A 14,896-nucleotide genomic window follows, 5' to 3' on the forward strand; every position below is an offset into this window, starting at 1 on the left:
TCTAAAAGTTTTAATTACTGCTATCCTTTTGAATTTCCACAGAAGGTGTTACTTTAACTTTAACCGGCCTAACAAATCTGACTTTAGGAGCTACAACCGGAACCGTATCCCGAATCACTCTCGCACTTGGACGAATGGCTTTTTTAACCGCAATAGCATCCGTTAATACAAAAGGAGTTGGCATCATCCAGTCGGCACGTTTTTTCATGGCAAATGATGGATTTTGCAATAAATCAAACGAACTTTCTAACAACTGCATATCCAAAACGGTTCCCGCATTGATATTAAATTCCAATACCAACGGCTCATTATCCACCACATAATAACTCAACAGGCGCTTTCCTTCCCTTTCGTAAATTTTCCCTTTTTGTTCTAAATGTGAAACGCCATTCGCTCTGATATTGTACAAGTCCATTTTTTCATTGGCAAAAATATCATAGCGATTGACTTTTCGGTTAGGAGCAATTCGAATCTTCAAATAACGCTGATTATCCGAGATACTATCCGTTAAAAAATCAATAGTAGGTTGTGCGATACGTTTTAAAGGTGCTTTAGCAGCAAAAGTAAAATGAGTATCGTATTTACTAAAAAGCGGAATAGCTTCCAATCCTTTTGCCTCTTGCGGATTTTCTCCCAGATAATTTTTCGTCCAATCGTCCAGATTTTTATCATACGTTAACCATTGCGCCGTATTAACATCAGCATCATAGAGATAAACCAAACTATTTGATTTTGCCTTTCCTTTTTCATACTCAGATGCTGTGTGCCCTTTCGCAAAAAAACCAATGGAGGCCAAAAGAAAAAGCAGCGACCAGGTTCCTTTTTGAACAAAATTCCCCAAAACAGGCAACAGCAATCCAAAACAAAGTGCAGTTAAAATTGCACTTCCATATACTATTTTCAAACCTAAACCTACGGGAAACATCACAACAAAAGGAGCGATAATCAATAAAGCAGGAACGCAAAAAATAAGGTTTAAAATCGGATTGTATTTTTGAGTAAGAATATAAAATCCAAAAGCAAAAATCCCGAAATAAACCGGAACAATCAAAAAACCGGCACCTGTTAATCCAAAAGCAATTCCTGCATTAAGAAGCAACCAAATGAACAAGGGAGCTACAAAATGATTGGCTGTGATTTTATTGGGAGCAAAAAAATGATAAAAAGCAAAACAAACAGCGATACTTAATAAAACAAAAGCCGCAATATAATCATGCCCATTATAAGTGAATCCATTGAGCAAATCATTGTATTGCGGATAAAACTGCAACAATAGTTTCCAACCCAAAAAAGTAATTAAACCCGAAGCAAACAAAGAACCCAGAAGAGGGATAAAACCTTTTATAATTTTTTGCATCGTTAGTATTCTCTTGGCAATTCCTAAAAAGACAAAGAATAAAAACAAAACAAAAGCAATAATCAGCATAGGCATTACCCAACTAAAAGGATAACTGATAAAACCAAAAGGAATTGAAAAATACACCTTATCTTCTAGGGCCTGAACACTGTTTAAATCAGCATTAGAAAAATAACTAAGCAAAGGCATCAGATAAGAACCCTGATGTGCTAAAGAATTGACATCTAAATGTTGTACATCATCCTGAGCCGTGTGGTAATTATAATGTCCGTCAATGAAAGCAAAATTAAAACCCTGTATTTTCCCCTGCTCTCTAAAAACCGTCAAATCGGTATCATTAGGCAACATTTTATAAATGCTATACATTAACGAATTGGAAACCGTAAACGAAGGACTGGCTGCTGCAAAATTTTCTACCATTCCTGCATTTCCTTTAGTGGTTTCCATTAACATATAACTGGGCCCCGATGTTCCCCGGGCTTCAAAATTCAGCACCAAACCTACTTCTTTAGCCCATTGATGTTGTGTTACAAAAAGAGCAGCTCCGTTTAAACCTAATTCTTCAGCATCGGTAAACAGAATAATAACATCATTTTTATGTGCCGATTTAGTATGTAAAAAAGCACGAACACTTTCTAAGATAGTAGCCACTCCGGAAGCATCATCACTAGCTCCAGGAGAAGCCGAATGCGGTGCACTGTCATAATGCGAAAGTAACAATAACGCTTTGCCATTTTCACTCCCTTTAATTCGGGCGATGATATTGTGTGACTTGGTTAAATTACCCCAGTCCGTTAACGTAAATCCATCCTGAAACTGGGTTTCCAGCCCCAATTTATGCAACTCATCCTGTAAATAATTCGCCACTTGATTGTGATAATCTGAACTTACAAAATGGGGTTTTTGGCTCATTTTTTTAATGTGTACCAAAGCTCTTTTGGTCGAAAACTCTTCTAAGGGTTTCTCGTCATTTGTTGTCCATTGTGGCATGATACTGAGATACACAAAAGCAAGAATTCCAATAAAGAACAGTACAAATACTATGGAAGATAAATCTTTTTTCATTTTAGGCAGATTGGGAGGGTTTTTTAATTGTCTTTTCTGACAAGGATATACATATCATTTTCTAATAACATATAACCCTGATCATATAAGAAATAGTATGTGTTTCCTGTTTTAGTTTTCAAAATATTTGTGAAAAACTCAAAATCAAAACCTTTACTCAGCAGTTTGGTTCTGGTTATTTTCGATTTTCCATCGGTATTGAGTTCGGCAAGAATGCGATAATTTTTACGCAATTTATTATTAATATTACGCATGATATTATTACTATCCTTATTCATCTTGTTATTATAGGCATTGCGACAACCATCGCTGCAAAACTTCTTGTCTTCGCGACCTATAATTTTTTCACCACATTCTAAACAACTTTTTACCATAATTTTTAAAATTGTCCCTTATAAAATAAGGCTTGTTCTATATGCGCCAGATGATGATTACAATGCCAGGCATAAACGCCAATAACTTCCTCTAAGCACAACGTTTTATTCGTAGCCGGATGAATAAATTGTTTCTTTAATTCCTGTTCACCAAAAGATTTCAATAACAAAACCCAACGTGCATGCACCCCTTCAATTATTTGAAGTGAAGCCGTTAAATCATCATCCAGTCCATCAGTAAGCTCAGCCCACAAATGCTCTTCATAAGGTTTAATTACAGGTTTATCTTCGGTTAATGCCAATTTAAAACGAACAAAACTATTGATATGACTATCCGCACAATGATGTACTACTTGTTTTATTTTCCAGCCATTAGGCCTGTAAATCCAATTTACTTCATTTACCGAAAGGTTTTTAGTGAGTTCTTTTATTTTGAAAGGAAAACATTCAATGGCTGTAATCCAAGTATCCAAATTTCCTTGAGTTATACAATCCGGTTTTTGAAATTCTCCTATTGGAAATCGTAAACTTTCCAAATCATACAATTGGTCATTCATACTTAACTTCTTAGTTTTTTAATTCGATACAAATCATGACGACGGTCTTTTAAGATATTGACACTTCCGTGTTCGTGTAATTCTTTGAGCAAATCCAAATCGACATCCACAATCAAAGTCATTTCGGTATTTGGTGTTGTTTCGGCCTTTATTCCATTACTTGGAAAAGCAAAATCAGATGGCGTAAAAACTGCCGTTTGCGCATATTGAATATCCATGTTATTTACTCTTGGTAAATTACCCACACAACCAGCAATAGCCACATAACATTCGTTTTCTATAGCTCTGGCCTGTGCACAATGTTTCACACGGGTATAGCCATTTTGAGTATCGGTAAGAAAAGGGACAAATAGAATATTCATTCCTTCATCGGCCATTAATCTTGATAATTCCGGAAATTCAACATCATAACAAATCATGATTCCTATTTTACCACAATCGGTATCAAAAGTTTTAATGGTATTTCCTCCTGTTATACCCCAATAAAATATCTCATTTGGGGTAATATGAATTTTAGTATAGGTTTCATAAGTTCCATCTCTTTTGCATAAATAACCACTATTATATAACACACCGTCAACTAAAGTAGGCATACTTCCCGTGATGATATTGATATTGTATGAAATGGCTAATTCCTGAAATCTTTTCCGAATGGGCTCGGCATATTTAGCCAGTTCCCTGATGGCATCGGCTTCGGACAAATGGTTATAATCAGCCATAAGAGGTGCAATAAACAATTCCGGAAAAACAGCAAAATCACTTCCGTAGCCCGATACTGCATCAATGAAAAATTCAGCCTGTTCTATTAAGGCATCTAAATCCTTCAGCGGACGCATTTGCCATTGAATCAAACCCAATCGAATCACACTTTTAGTCGCATTGATAATTTGCGGACTTTCATCATAATAAATATTATTCCATTCTAATAAAACGGCAAATTGTTTGGATTTTCGATCACCTTCCAGATAGTTTCTCATCACACGCATCACGTGAAATTCGTTACTCAACTGAAACGACAGTACCGGATCGTGAATTTCTTTTCTTCTTACTTTATCAATATATACTTTAGGAGTCAATTCATGGGCATACTTTCCGTAATTCGGAATTCGTCCCGCAAAAACAATAGATTTTAAGTTTAATTGTTCGCAAATTTCTTTTCGGGCATCATACAATCGTCTCCCCAAACGCAATCCCCGATATTTAGGCACAACAAAAACATCAATTCCGTATAACACTTGCCCATTTGAAGTATGCGTAGAGAAAGTATAATCACCGGTTATCTTAGCATAATCGTGATTTTTTTCTACCAAACTTTCTTCGACTATAAGTGACAATGCAGCACCTACCACAATATCATCAACCAAAATAACTAATTGTCCTTCGGGAAAAATTTTGAGCAGTTTTTTAATATCCGATTCTCTCCAATAATCATCTATCATTTCAGGATAAGACTCAATCATGGATTTTTTCAAATCTTTATAATCTTGAATTTTCAGATTACGTAGTTCGACTTTGTTGATTTCTGCCTGCATAAAATACACTGATTTACTGCAAGATACAAAAAAATAGTATCCGTTTACAAACGTTTACAAATATTTACAACCGAAAGTAAGTAACTAACAACCGAATAACTATAGGTTGTTGATGCAATTTTGTCTCGTCGAAATGAAACAACATCAATTTCAATGACAATAACAAATTTCAATTTTTATTAACTATTAAATTTTATACGCCATGAATGCATTAAGAAACAAAGTACAGTTGATAGGTCATTTAGGAAATGAACCTGAAATCAAAAATTTTGAAGGAGGAAAAAAGTTAGCCAACTTTACATTAGCCACCAATGAAAGCTACAAAAATGACAAAGGAGAAAAAGTAGAAGAAACCCAATGGCATCGTTTAGTAGCCTGGGGAAAAACTGCTGAAATCATCGAAAAATATGTTACTAAAGGAAGAGAAATTGCAGTTGAAGGCAAATTAACACACCGCAGTTACGATGATAAAAACGGCGAAAAACGTTATGTGACCGAAGTAGTAGTTTCTGATTTGCTTTTGTTAGGAAAGCCATGAGTTAAATGGATTTTTAACCGCTAAGTTCGCTAAGTTTTTACGTAAAGCTCGCAGAATTATTTACCGCAGATTCACAGATTTTTCAATTTGAATTTGCGGTTTTTAATTTTAAAATTAACAGCAAAGGATGCATTTTTTTACGCAAAGCAAATACAAAAGATAGAGCTCTTAAATAAACTTAATGTCTTTATGGTTTCTTTTAAAAACTTTGCGGACTTTGCGGTTAAGTAAGGATTTAGATAAAACAGAAAACCCATCTCATTTTTAAAACGAGATGGGTTTTTATATTTATTTAGGCTACCTTTTTAATCAAATCAAACATTGGGCAACGTTTGCAGCGTTTATTTTCCGATTTTCTGTATTTTTCACAACAAGAAGATTTACAGTTTTCCACTTTTTTGATGACAACAAGAGCTTCTTTTTTCTTTTTGTCTTTCTTCTTTTTTTTGCTGTCTTTCTCTTTTTCTTTTTTGCCCATCTCACTATCAGTTTAAAACTGAAGCAAATATAAATCAAAAAATATTATTTTTATGTATTCTAAATAAACTTTAACGTTTTTTATTTGGGATTATTCGTTGTTGAATTGGCAACTGCCAACTGTTGAATGTCTCGATCAAACAAATACAAACCTCCTTTATCGTCACCAATAAGGTTAATTTTATCCAAAATATTCTTAGCAGTAGCTTCTTCTTCGATTTGCTCAGAAACATACCATTGTAAAAAGTTATGCGTCGCATAATCTTTCTCAGAAAAAGTAATATGAACCAATTCGTTAATCGAATCAGATACAAAAACTTCATGTTTGTATAATTCTTCAAACATTTCTTTGAAAGTAGTATAACTTGTTTTAGGCGCTTTCAAATCGGTAACCTGAGCATGACCGCCACGTTCATTGACATATTTAATCAATTTAAGCATGTGAGCTCTTTCTTCGTCGGACTGGGCATACATAAATTGCGCAATACCTTCTAAACCATGAACCTCAGCCCAACAAGCCATGGATAAATAAGTTTGAGAAGATTCGGCTTCAATACGGATTTGTTTATTTAATGCAGTTTCTATATTTTTTAATAACATAAAATCGAAATTTAATGGATTATACTTCAAGTAAAGTTAAAGAAAATAAAGCAATTCTTTCTTTTTAAAAGAAAAAATTAACGGTTACAAAACATCTTAAACTCAATAAAATCCATCAGCAAACTTACGCATTACATATTGCTTTAACTTAGTATCATAATAACCAAGAATATAATAATCCTTAAATTTCAATATATTCTCTAGTGTTATGTTTTTATTGGTACTCAAAAAATAATACAATTTATTAATTCCAAGCGGTTGTTGTTCCTGATTTAAAAAATCAAAATTGCGATCCAATGTACGTGTAAAATAAACAGTTTTAAAGTGTTCTATTGTTGAAAAATTTTGATTAAAAACTTCATCCTCTTCATCAAATCCATTCACAATATAATTTTGATGTTGAAACGAATCACCTTGTTTTTTAGGCTTTGCAACTCCTCCAAAAGTAATAAACGTATTTTCTTTATTTTTAAAAACTGACAAACCTATATCTAAAGTCTGTAAATGCTGTAAAAATCTTTTTGGACTTCTTATTTCATTGGGGTTTCTTAAGTCTGTCTGAATGAATAAAGGAGCATTTTTAGATCTTTTATCACCCTCATTTAAAACCCTAATGGTTTTTAACGTTAGATCCGAATTAAAATCTTTTATATCCAGTAAAAGTTCTGATTTACTTGTATTAATTTGATAAAGTTGACCATCCTGATAAAAAGAATTACTCATCTTTTTTAAATCTTGAAGAACTGATTTAGGAAAATTTTTCTCTAATAATTCATTATTTTCTAGATTAATATCAAATGCCTGAGTCTTTTTATGATTGTGATCTAATGTTAAAATAATATGGTTTTTATGAATGTAAAGCTTACTTTCTTTAACAACCTTATCCAAAGGATTATAATCGAAAACATCAATTTTCTCAATTGGGTATGCTTTTATTAAATCATTAAAATTATAGATTTTCTCTTTTCTATCTTGAAAACTGAAAGAAGAAAAATCAAATCCTTTCTTTGCTATTTTCGCATCTTGAAAAGTATAAACAATCAACCCATGCATAATTCTATGTTGCGCTAGAATATAAAATGAATTATTCGTCTGAAATGTTGTTACAGCAAACTCATTAGCCGGAAACTTAAAATTTGAAACTGTATGAGTTTTAGTTTCTAAATTAAATTTAAAAGAGAAAACAACAGCTATTTTATTGACAATATCATACATATTATTAGAAGGAATAGCCAAAGTCAAATAGAGTGTTGGATCTCCAACTTTATTGAAACTACATCCTATTATTGATTTACCTTTTAAATTTTGAAGTAAAAAAACACATTCTCTTTTCAGAAACAAAGTACTATTATACTGTAGAATTGTAATCTTCTCAATATCCTTAATAAAAACAAATACTTCATGTGTTTTTTCGTTTTCAACGCTAAGAATTTGATTGTCTTCAATCGAATTACTAAAAACTGATGACGAAATAAATTTAGTATCTTTAAGATTATTTCTTAAATCAATAGGATAAGTATTCAATATGGTTTGACTCAACAGCATCGATGAGCAAAGCAAAGACAAAAGTTGGAATAGTTTTTTCATACGTTTTTACTTTCAAAAACTATTCCGTTTTTCTATCATTATAACCTTTTTAAAATTTCAGTAATATTTTCAAAAGCACTAAAATTTTCATGTTTCACTTCATGGTCAATTTTTTCATGTGCCCAAGTGGTGTGAAACGGAACATGAGCTGCGTGTCCGCCGATGGCTAAAACAGGCAAAACATCGGATTTCAAAGAATTTCCAATCATGTAAAATTCTGAAGGCTGGACTTCCAAACGTTTAATCAAATCCAGATAATCCTGTTCCTGTTTATCGGACATCACCTCAATATGATGGAAATATTTTCCTAAACCTGAGTTATGCAATTTACGGCGCTGGTCCAGTAAATCGCCCTTAGTAGCAACAACTAATTTGTATTTGCCATACAAAGCTTCCAGGGTTTCTTCGACTCCGTCTAAGAGAACAATAGGTTTCTCTAATAATTCCTTGCCATATTCAACAATCTTTTCAATTACTTCAACCGAAATAGTATTGTTGGAAATAGTCATAGCTGCTTCAATCATCGAAAGAATGTAGGCTTTGATGCCGTAACCGTATATCGATAAATTTTTTATTTCTATTCTAAAAAGCTCCTGAGCAATCCCCTGATGCGAAAGGTAATCGCTCATTAATTCGCAAAATTTCTCTTCTGTTTCTAAGAAATAAGTTTCGTTTACAAATAAGGTATCGTCGGCGTCGAAGGCAATTACTTTTAGGGACATGGTTTTTTGTTTTTGATGCAAATTCGTAAATTATTTTCTTTTAAGGAAATCATTTCTTTAAAAAACAAAAGAGGCTCAATAAGCCTCTTTCATTGTATTTCATAGAAATAAATTAACTTTTTTCGTATGGAAAATTACGCCCTACTTTTCGCATCATGTGTTCCATCATAGCTTGAGGATTACTCATTACATCTTCATCCATTTGCTTGTAAAAACGCCATAATAAATCGCCGTCTTTTGCATTGTAAATATTCATTGTCAAATCGGAAGTGGCTACTTTTCCGGTTCCAAAACCTATAAGTAAGCTTTTTACAATTGCACCACCTTCACTACCTGTTTTTTGGTAAGCATAAGTACATTTGATAACAGCGTCAACGCCTAAAATTTTAGCTAAAGCATCTGGAGTTAGGTCATCTATTTTATCAAAATTCCCGCTTTGTTTCAATAAAACATTTGTTCTTTCAGGATCTTGTACTGTAACAGAATAATCAGATGACTTTCTTAATAAATAAGTGTACAGACCTGATTGAAGGCTAAGTGCCGATTTTTTTTCTTCCTGAGCATTCGTCTCCGGATTGAAATTCTTAGGAAGTCTTTTGTATGAGATAGTAGATTTAAATGGTAGAACCGCCACAGTCTTGTGAGATGAAATCGCTTCTTTCAGATTTGGAGATTCAAAAATTTGTTTGGTTGATTGTGCCTGAATTAGTGTTGTTGCTATCAGACAAATTAAAAAAGTAATTTTCTTCATGTTGGTTTTGTTAAGATAATTAATACAACAGCAAATGTATCAATTATCTTGAAAGAAAAAACTGTTAAATGTATTTTTTAAAGACAATTCTTTAAAAAATACAGACCATACATTTATATAGAAAACAAAATACTACTTTTTAAAACCAATTGGTTTATTGTAAAAAGTGATTCGTATTCCCAAAAGTAAAAAAACGGCACCAATAATTCGAAACCAACTCATTTTTTCGTCTAAAAATAACCAGGCGAGTAATGTGGCTAAAACAGCTTGTCCTAATAAACTCAGTGAAACTCTTGTAGCTTGCAAATGTTGGGTAGAATAACTAATTAATAACCAGGCGGTCAGTTGGCAAACGGCGCCTTGAATAAACAAAACCAGCCAGGCTGCGTTTGAAAAACCGATAAAATTTTCTCCGGTAATAGCACAAATCAAACCTAAAAATAAGCTGGAAGAAACCAATACAATACTCATAAAAGAGAGAATGTTTACTTTAGATAAAATACTTTTACTGATTAGGATGTAAGTAGCGTAGAGCATTCCGGATAAAAGGGCGAATGTAAAAGCCAAGTCAAAATTGAGATTTCTGAACGTTTCAAAACCAACTAAAATAACCATTCCCATGAGGGCAATAGCTGTTCCAATCCAAAAATTTATCGAAGGTTTATTTTTTAAAATTAAAAAAGAGCCAATACCCACCCAAACCGGTGATAAATTTGCCAATAAAGTAGCCTGTGTAGCACTCGATTTTTGAATGGCAATATTCCAAATTGCGATGTCTGTGGCAAATACAATTCCGCTTATTATCGCCAGAATGAATATTTTAGATTTTGGCAATTTGAATTTTCCACTAATAATTACATAAGGTAATAACAGAATAGCGGCAATAAACATGCGGTAAAATGCAGAAATCAATCCGTTAGTCAAATGAAGTCGGACCAAAACAGGGAATATTGAAATACAGAGTATCCCTGCTGCCAGAGCCAATTTGGGTTTTGTATTATTCATTTGTCAAAAATAATAATTGCCACAATATAAATTATGGCAATTATTATTCTAATTGAATTTTGAAATTTCTTTGTTTAATAATGTTAAACGGTAATTATATTAATTTTCAATTTCTATAATACTATATTTTTTATCTAAATTGTTTAGATACGACAAGTAAAATTTATTGTTATGTCTGTAGATGTTTTTAAGGTTTAATCCCCATGCAAGATTTTTTTCTTTTTCTATGCTTTTTTCCTGTTCATGAATTTTGTCAAAAATATTTTTTTCTACTTCACCTTCAACATGATTAAAGTTATCATCAAACAAACATTCTATCCGTGTCGATTTTGTATAAGAATAACTATTATACGCTCCCATAAATGGATTAAATGTTGGGGTAAAAAGCAAACCACCCATTGCAAATCCTCCCATTGGAATTCCTCCCATAGGCATCATACCAAAGCCGCCACCTCCACTTCGCTGAACATATCCGCCTATTGTAATTTGTTTAATATTTTTATTATTAACAAAAGCAATGATACCAAGTTGTCCGTTGTTTACTTTTCTTAAAAATTTTGAAGATTTTTCCAGCTCTCTAACTCTTTTGTTGTCTTTAAACCACATTGAGCTGTTTTCCTGAATAATAGGTCCGTTTTTAAAAGGAATACTATCATTAGTATCTGTAATATTAAGTTCTTTGAGTACTATTTTATTATTAAAATTTGTAGCAGTTAATTTTAATTGTTTTGGTGAACACACAGCTTGATATAAAACACCATTATTGTATAATGAATTATGTGAAGAGGAATCATAAGACTGGTCTAATTTGGGTTTCTCAAAAACTATTTCTTTTTTTGAAAAATCAGTTGTATTTACACTTATAATTGATGTATTATCATTTTGATTATCAAATGTAAAAACGAGTTCATTTCCAATTTGATATAATTTTACTTTCTCTGATGTAGATTCGATGGCGCTTGGACTATTGAGATCGATTTTAGTAAGAGACCCTGTGTTACCCCAGGCATTTGATGTCAACAATTCATAAGGAGTTTTATGTATAGATTCATCACTTGATATGATATCATAGGAAACAAAATTAAAATCAACAGCATGTTTTAATAAATGTTTTTCTTTTCCAAATTCATAGAAATTAACATACCCTGTTTTTTTCTCTGAAGTCATTAAATAAAAAACATTATTATGAGTAATTGCTTCTACATATTTTTCATTTTCTAATTTAAAATCTAAAGGAAATTGTGCAACCGTCCCTGATTTAAAATTAAACTCTATGTAACCAAATTTTTTATTGGTATTATTTTTAAAAAAAATGCAATAAATATCTCCCTGAATGCTATACCCTATAAATGTTTTAAATTTTCGATCTAATTTCTCTCCATTTAAAGTAGCTACTTGTTTAAATTTCTCGTCTAATAATGATAAAATAGTTTTTTCATTATCCTCAATTAACAATACTAACTCTTTGGTTTTATCATTAGAAATTGTAATAGACTCCTTATCACTAAAGAACTCACTCGAATAGTCAACAGATAGGGAGGCTACTTCTTTTTGAGCTCTTAAAACAAGCATTGTCATCAATAAGATGAAGCTAAATAGTATTTTTTTCATAGTAAAAGTTATTTCGAGCGAAATATAATACAATTTCAGTTATCGGATTGAATTTTTATCACTATTTTAATTAAAAAAACCAGCATTTAAAATGCTGGTTTTGTAATTTATCATATCAAATTAAGATTGAAATTATTTCGATAATCATGTAAACTAGTTTATCGTCTCGCCATTCCCAACTCCGTCAGCATCCGGATTTACGAAAACCAATTTTCCTTCGGCATTATTCGTCATCAAAATCATTCCCTGACTTTCTACACCACGAAGTGCTCTTGGAGCTAAATTAGCCAAAACGGTTACTCTTTTTCCAATAATATCTTCGGGTTTGAAGCTTTCGGCAATACCTGAAACAATGGTACGAACGTCGATTCCGGTATCCACTTTTAGAATTAAAAGTTTGTTGGCTTTTGGCATTTTTTCGGCTTCCAGAATCGTTCCAACTCTCAAATCCATTTTGGCAAAATCCTCAAACTGAATTAAATCTTTTTGTGGTTCTGCTTTTTTGTTTTCAGCCTGATTGGCTGTTTTAGTTGCTTCCAATTTATCAATTTGTTTTTGAATGGCTTCGTCTTCAATTTTAGTAAATAATAATTCTGCTTCGCCAATTTGGTGTCCCGCCGGCATTAAATCAGCCGTATCTGTAATTGTATTCCAATCGATTTTTACATCGCCTAAATTTAAAATGCGTTTTAATTTGGCAGCAGTAAACGGAAGGAAAGGCTCGCAAAGCGAACTCAAAGCAGCAGCAATTTGCAAAGCCACATACATTTGGGTTTGTACGCGTTCCGGATTATCTTTAATCACTTTCCAAGGTTCTTCGTCGGCTAAATATTTATTTCCTAAACGAGCTGCATTCATCATTTCGCCTAAAGCTTCACGGAAACGGTATCTTTCGATAGAACTCGAAATTACTGCTGGATAAGCCTGTAATTCCGCTAAAGTTTGCTCATCCACTTCCGAAAGTTCGTTTGGAGCAGGAACAATTCCGTTGTAGTATTTATTGGTCAACACCACCACACGGTTGATGAAATTTCCAAAAATGGCCACCAATTCATTATTATTTCTCGCCTGAAAATCTTTCCAGGTAAAATCGTTGTCTTTGGTTTCCGGAGCATTCGATGTTAAAGCATAACGCAAAACGTCCTGCTGATTTGGGAATTCTTCCAAGTATTCGTGCAGCCAAACCGCCCAGTTTTTAGAAGTCGATAATTTATTTCCTTCTAAATTCAGGAACTCATTGGCAGGAACATTATCCGGCAAAATATAACTTCCTTCGGCTTTTAACATCGCAGGGAAAATCACACAGTGAAAAACAATATTATCTTTTCCGATAAAGTGAACCAATTTTGTCTTTTCGTCTTTCCAATACGGTTCCCAGTCTTTTCCTTCTCTCGCAGCCCATTCTTTGGTTGACGAAATGTAACCAATTGGCGCATCAAACCACACATATAATTTCTTTCCTTCGGCACCTTCAACCGGAACATCAATTCCCCAGTCTAAGTCACGGGTTACTGCGCGAGGCTCTAATCCGCCGTCAATCCAGGATTTCACCTGTCCGTACACATTCGGTTTCCAGTCGTTTTTATGACCTTCCAAAATCCATTCTCTCAAAAACGCATCGTAACGATCCAGTGGCAAAAACCAGTGTTTTGTTGATTTCAAAATTGGAGTTTCTCCTGTAATAGTCGATTTTGGATTAATTAAATCAGTTGCATTCAAGGTCGAACCACATTTTTCGCATTGGTCACCATAAGCTTCTTCATTACCGCATTTTGGACAGGTACCGGTTACAAAACGGTCAGCCAAAAACTGATCGGCTTTGGCGTCATATAATTGTTCGGTTACTTCTTCAATAAAATCACCGTTTTCGTATAATTTTCTAAAATACTCCGAAGCCGTTTCATGGTGAATTTTAGCCGAAGTTCTCGAATAATTATCAAATGCAATTCCAAAATCAGAAAACGATTTACGAATAATTCCGTCGTATTTATCGATTACTTGCTGCGGAGTGATGCCTTCTTTTTTAGCTTTCATTGAAATGGCAACTCCGTGTTCGTCGCTTCCGCATACAAACAACACATCGCGATTTTGCAAACGCAGGTAACGCGAATAAATGTCAGCCGGAACGTAAACTCCCGCCAAATGCCCAATATGAATAGGTCCGTTAGTATAAGGCAAAGCCGCCGTAATGGTATATCTTTCTGGATTTTGTATCATGTGTTGATTCTATTGTTTTTATTTGTCACATGTAATTCGCCTTTTATAACCGGATTTAACACCCCTTTTTTGTCAGACTCATTTCATGATTCAATTTTATTGCGTGCAAAAATAAGGAATCCAATTGAAAATTGTGCGGATTTTATTTGGAGCTATTTCCTGCTCTTCTCTATATCTTTTCCTGATTAAAAAATTCAGGAAAAGGATGCCGCTGCGATCAGGGCTAACAGAAAAATTTTAAACTCAACATTCTCATTACAGCAAAAGAAAAATCTTAATTGATTCAATTTTGTAACTTAAAAAACATTATACACGCATTTTTAGCAGATTTTTAAAAAAAAATTCGAATACACACGAATTTGCGAAACAAGGTTCATTATAAAAACAGGGATAAAAATACTTTCATTATTTTATAATTTTCCGCTGAAATTCCAGTATAGCTCTTTTAGACAATCCCTTATTGAAATTTGTAAGTTTTTTTGTAAAATACGTTTTTTTGTAAT

Annotated in this window: 13 protein-coding genes; 1 reads left to right on the forward strand and 12 read right to left on the reverse strand. The window is 33.1% G+C overall.

Annotated elements, in window-relative coordinates; genetic code table 11:
* Nucleotides 1-10: 10 nt before the first annotated feature.
* From BLR17_RS01845 to BLR17_RS01860, 4 genes are read right to left on the reverse strand one after another with little or no spacing between them, the layout of a single operon-like run.
* Nucleotides 11-2,422 (reverse strand): M20/M25/M40 family metallo-hydrolase, encoded by a 2,412-nt coding sequence (locus BLR17_RS01845; protein ID WP_066328265.1) that lies wholly within the window; start codon nt 2,420-2,422, stop codon nt 11-13.
* Between the two features lie 23 nt (nt 2,423-2,445).
* The gene (locus BLR17_RS01850; RefSeq protein ID WP_066328264.1) at nt 2,446-2,796 is read right to left on the reverse strand and encodes a hypothetical protein; all 351 of its coding nucleotides are present in this window, start codon (nt 2,794-2,796) and stop codon (nt 2,446-2,448) included.
* A 5-nt stretch (nt 2,797-2,801) separates the two neighbouring features.
* Nucleotides 2,802-3,353, reverse strand: a complete 552-nt coding sequence (locus BLR17_RS01855) for a YfiT family bacillithiol transferase (RefSeq protein ID WP_066328263.1) — start codon at nt 3,351-3,353, stop codon at nt 2,802-2,804.
* Between the two features lie 2 nt (nt 3,354-3,355).
* Entirely contained in the window at nt 3,356-4,885 is a 1,530-nt protein-coding gene (locus tag BLR17_RS01860) for a carbon-nitrogen hydrolase family protein (protein WP_066328262.1), read from the reverse strand.
* Between the two features lie 202 nt (nt 4,886-5,087).
* Between BLR17_RS01860 and BLR17_RS01865 the strand changes: the two genes are divergently transcribed.
* Nucleotides 5,088-5,423 (forward strand): single-stranded DNA-binding protein, encoded by a 336-nt coding sequence (locus BLR17_RS01865; protein ID WP_066328261.1) that lies wholly within the window; start codon nt 5,088-5,090, stop codon nt 5,421-5,423.
* Nucleotides 5,424-5,715: 292 nt separating this feature from the next.
* On the opposite strand, the gene BLR17_RS01870 is transcribed toward BLR17_RS01865, so the two are convergent.
* The 8 genes from BLR17_RS01870 to metG form a co-directional block, all read right to left on the reverse strand.
* Nucleotides 5,716-5,901, reverse strand: a complete 186-nt coding sequence (locus BLR17_RS01870; RefSeq protein ID WP_066328259.1) for a hypothetical protein — start codon at nt 5,899-5,901, stop codon at nt 5,716-5,718.
* Between the two features lie 80 nt (nt 5,902-5,981).
* Nucleotides 5,982-6,500, reverse strand: coding sequence for a ferritin (locus tag BLR17_RS01875; protein WP_066328258.1), 519 nt, complete (start codon nt 6,498-6,500; stop codon nt 5,982-5,984).
* Between the two features lie 102 nt (nt 6,501-6,602).
* Nucleotides 6,603-8,024, reverse strand: coding sequence for a hypothetical protein (locus tag BLR17_RS01880; protein ID WP_139068365.1), 1,422 nt, complete (start codon nt 8,022-8,024; stop codon nt 6,603-6,605).
* Between the two features lie 101 nt (nt 8,025-8,125).
* The gene (locus BLR17_RS01885; protein ID WP_066328256.1) at nt 8,126-8,809 is read right to left on the reverse strand and encodes an HAD family hydrolase; all 684 of its coding nucleotides are present in this window, start codon (nt 8,807-8,809) and stop codon (nt 8,126-8,128) included.
* A 112-nt stretch (nt 8,810-8,921) separates the two neighbouring features.
* On the reverse strand, nt 8,922-9,560 hold the full coding sequence (locus BLR17_RS01890; RefSeq protein ID WP_066328254.1) for a hypothetical protein: 639 nt from the start codon (nt 9,558-9,560) through the stop codon (nt 8,922-8,924).
* Nucleotides 9,561-9,692: 132 nt separating this feature from the next.
* Nucleotides 9,693-10,565 carry a DMT family transporter gene (locus BLR17_RS01895; protein ID WP_066328253.1) on the reverse strand — a complete coding sequence of 291 codons (873 nt, stop codon included), beginning with the start codon at nt 10,563-10,565 and terminating at the stop codon, nt 9,693-9,695.
* Between the two features lie 99 nt (nt 10,566-10,664).
* Nucleotides 10,665-12,176, reverse strand: coding sequence for a hypothetical protein (locus BLR17_RS01900; RefSeq protein ID WP_139068364.1), 1,512 nt, complete (start codon nt 12,174-12,176; stop codon nt 10,665-10,667).
* Between the two features lie 153 nt (nt 12,177-12,329).
* On the reverse strand, nt 12,330-14,393 hold the full coding sequence (metG, locus tag BLR17_RS01905; protein WP_066328249.1) for a methionine--tRNA ligase: 2,064 nt from the start codon (nt 14,391-14,393) through the stop codon (nt 12,330-12,332).
* Nucleotides 14,394-14,896 lie beyond the last annotated feature (503 nt).

Source organism: Flavobacterium glycines (assembly GCF_900100165.1).
GTDB classification, from domain to species: Bacteria; Bacteroidota; Bacteroidia; order Flavobacteriales; family Flavobacteriaceae; genus Flavobacterium; species Flavobacterium glycines.

What these genes read in the sequence shown, in the direction of transcription:
- BLR17_RS01845 (WP_066328265.1), bottom strand. Translation starts at nt 2,422, where the DNA reads ATGAAAAAAGATTTATCTTCCATAGTATTTGTACTGTTCTTTATTGGA.
- BLR17_RS01850 (WP_066328264.1), bottom strand. Translation starts at nt 2,796, where the DNA reads ATGGTAAAAAGTTGTTTAGAATGTGGTGAAAAAATTATAGGTCGCGAA.
- BLR17_RS01855 (WP_066328263.1), bottom strand. Translation starts at nt 3,353, where the DNA reads ATGAATGACCAATTGTATGATTTGGAAAGTTTACGATTTCCAATAGGA.
- BLR17_RS01860 (WP_066328262.1), bottom strand. Translation starts at nt 4,885, where the DNA reads ATGCAGGCAGAAATCAACAAAGTCGAACTACGTAATCTGAAAATTCAA.
- BLR17_RS01865 (WP_066328261.1), top strand. Translation starts at nt 5,088, where the DNA reads ATGAATGCATTAAGAAACAAAGTACAGTTGATAGGTCATTTAGGAAAT.
- BLR17_RS01870 (WP_066328259.1), bottom strand. Translation starts at nt 5,901, where the DNA reads ATGGGCAAAAAAGAAAAAGAGAAAGACAGCAAAAAAAAGAAGAAAGAC.
- BLR17_RS01875 (WP_066328258.1), bottom strand. Translation starts at nt 6,500, where the DNA reads ATGTTATTAAAAAATATAGAAACTGCATTAAATAAACAAATCCGTATT.
- BLR17_RS01885 (WP_066328256.1), bottom strand. Translation starts at nt 8,809, where the DNA reads ATGTCCCTAAAAGTAATTGCCTTCGACGCCGACGATACCTTATTTGTA.
- BLR17_RS01890 (WP_066328254.1), bottom strand. Translation starts at nt 9,560, where the DNA reads ATGAAGAAAATTACTTTTTTAATTTGTCTGATAGCAACAACACTAATT.
- BLR17_RS01895 (WP_066328253.1), bottom strand. Translation starts at nt 10,565, where the DNA reads ATGAATAATACAAAACCCAAATTGGCTCTGGCAGCAGGGATACTCTGT.
- BLR17_RS01900 (WP_139068364.1), bottom strand. Translation starts at nt 12,176, where the DNA reads ATGAAAAAAATACTATTTAGCTTCATCTTATTGATGACAATGCTTGTT.
- metG (WP_066328249.1), bottom strand. Translation starts at nt 14,393, where the DNA reads ATGATACAAAATCCAGAAAGATATACCATTACGGCGGCTTTGCCTTAT.